Source organism: Kitasatospora sp. NPDC059817, from assembly GCF_042731835.1.
Taxonomy (GTDB): domain Bacteria; phylum Actinomycetota; class Actinomycetes; order Streptomycetales; family Streptomycetaceae; genus Kitasatospora.
Genome location: NZ_JBHWIR010000394.1, coordinates 1 through 2,187, shown reverse-complemented (window position 1 = coordinate 2,187; position 2,187 = coordinate 1). Strand labels below are relative to the sequence as shown.

Below are 2,187 nucleotides of genomic sequence, written 5' to 3'. Positions count from 1 at the left end.
CTGCATGGCAGCAGCATAGCGAGCGGCCCCGACCGGCCGGAGGGGGGGCCCCGGGGCGGCGGGGCGGCCCGGGGTGTGGGCCCCGGTGGTACACGTTGAGGACCGCCACCCCCCACCCCCCCCCCCGGCCCGCGGGCGGGCACACTCCCCCTGCTCAGCCCCGACCCCCCCCCCCCCCGTACGGTGCCGTCGGACCCGCCCCGACCAGCCGGGCCCCCGACCGACCGGGCCCCCAACTGATCGGGCCCGCACTCAGTCGAACCGCCGGGTCGCGGTGATCCCGCCGTCCACCGGCAGGGTCACCCCGGCCACGTACGACGCCCGGTCGCTCAGCAGCCAGGCCGCCGCCTCCGCGATCTCGGTGTCCGCTCCCGCCCGGCCCAGCGGGGTGGAGCGGACCACCAGGGCGTCGAACTCCGGGCCGGACGCGAAGAACTGCTCCGTCGAGGGCGTCCGCACCACGCCGGGCGCGACGGCGTTGACCCGGATGCCGTGCCGGGCGTAGTCGGCGGTGGCCGCCTTCACCAGGCCGGTCAGGCCGTGCTTGGCGGCCTGCTGGACGCCGTCCCCGAAGCCGCCCACCAGCGCGCCCACCCCGGAGTTGAGCACCACCGCGCCGCCCCGACCGCCCGCCGCCATCGCCCGCAGCTGGGCCCGCAGGCAGAGCCAGCTGCCGCGCAGGTTGAGCGCGTGGGTGTCGTCCCACTCGGCCTCGGAGCGCTCGGCGAGCGGGGCCGGCGACAGGCCGGAACCCGCGTTGTCGAAGGCCGCGTCCAGCCGGCCGTACGTCGTGAGCGCCGCCTCGACCGTCCGCTCGGCGCCCTCCGCGGTGGTCAGGTCGGCGGCGACGGCCACCGCCCGGGCCCCGCCGGCCCGCAGCTCGGCGGCCAGCGCCTCCACCTCGGCGCCGGAGCGGGCGGCCAGCACCAGCAGCGCGCCCTCCCGGGCGAACAGCCGGGCGGCGGCTGCGCCGATGCCGCGCCCGGCGCCGGTGACGATCGTGACCTTGTCGTCGAGAAGTCCCATGCGGCGAGCCTCCCGGCGCCCCGCCCGGGCCACCAGCGGCCAGCCCTTCCCGGGGACGGGCCGACCAGGGACGGGCCAGCCAGGGACGGCCAGGTCCTGGCTAACCCCGCCCGGCTGTGGCAGCGTGACCGCATGCCCGAGACCCCGCTGGGCGCGTTCCTGCGCGCCCGCCGCGCCCGCCTCGCGCCCGCCGAGGCGGGCCTGCCCCCGGCCGGGCGCCGCCGGACGCCCGGGCTGCGCCGCGAGGAGGTGGCGGCCCGCGCGGGCATCTCCGCCGACTACTACGCCCGGCTGGAGCAGGGCCGCCAGCGGGTGCCCACCGGCCCGGTCCTCGACGGCATCGCCGAGGCCCTGCAACTGGCCGGGGCGGAGCGCGCCTACCTGCACCGGCTGGCCGCCCGGCACCGCGCACCGGCCGGGGCGCCGCCCGAGCCGCCGGCCGTCTCCGCCACCACCCTGGCGCTGCTGGACACCCTGGACGCCGCGCCCGCCTTCGTCACCGGCCCGACCTTCGAACTCCTCGCCTGGAACCGCCCGGCCGGCCTGCTGATGGCCTGGCCGGAACGGCGCCCGCCCCACGAGCGCAACCTGCTCTGGCAGGTGTTCTGCTGCCCGTACGGGGACCGTTCACAGGGCAACCTCGCGGCCACCGGCTCGATCGGCGCGGACCTCGTCGCCTCGCTGCGCGCCCACCACGCGGACCGCCCCGGCGACCGCGGGCTCACCCGCCTGGTCCGCCGGATGTCCTCGGACAGCCCGGCCTTCGCCGCACTGTGGGACCGCCACCGGGCCGGGCCGCCCGGCCCCGGCCGACTCCACATCCGCCACCCGGCCCTGGACACCGACGTCCTGGACTACACCGTGCTCGCCCTGCCCGAGGAGGGCCGGTACGTCTTCGCGTGCCTCGCCCCACCCGGCAGCCGCGCCCGCCACGCCTTCGCCGCCGCCCACGACGCGGCCCCGGCCCACGCGGCGCCGTTCTAGGTTGGGCCTAGGTTGGCCTAGGTCCTGTCCGGCCAATCTTGGCGGGCCCGCGACGCGCCCCCAGCCTGGCGGCCGGGAGGTACCCCCAGGCATCCCGCCTGGACGCACGCCCGAATCGCCCAAGTACGTCCAGTACGAGGGCGGTCCGGGCGCACGCCCAGCCGGGCGCGTAATGGG

General features: G+C 78.8%; 2 protein-coding genes. One reads left to right on the top strand and one right to left on the bottom strand.

Going from position 1 to position 2,187, the window contains the following annotated elements; all coding sequences use genetic code 11:
• Nucleotides 1–252: 252 nt before the first annotated feature.
• The gene (locus tag ACFV61_RS35650) at nt 253–1,026 is read right to left on the bottom strand and encodes an SDR family NAD(P)-dependent oxidoreductase (RefSeq protein WP_380377309.1); all 774 of its coding nucleotides are present in this window, start codon (nt 1,024–1,026) and stop codon (nt 253–255) included.
• A gap of 132 nt (nt 1,027–1,158) precedes the next feature.
• On the opposite strand from ACFV61_RS35650, the gene ACFV61_RS35645 reads away from it, so the two are divergent.
• Entirely contained in the window at nt 1,159–2,010 is an 852-nt protein-coding gene (locus ACFV61_RS35645; RefSeq protein WP_380377310.1) for a helix-turn-helix transcriptional regulator, read from the top strand.
• The last annotated feature ends 177 nt before the right edge of the window (nt 2,011–2,187 follow it).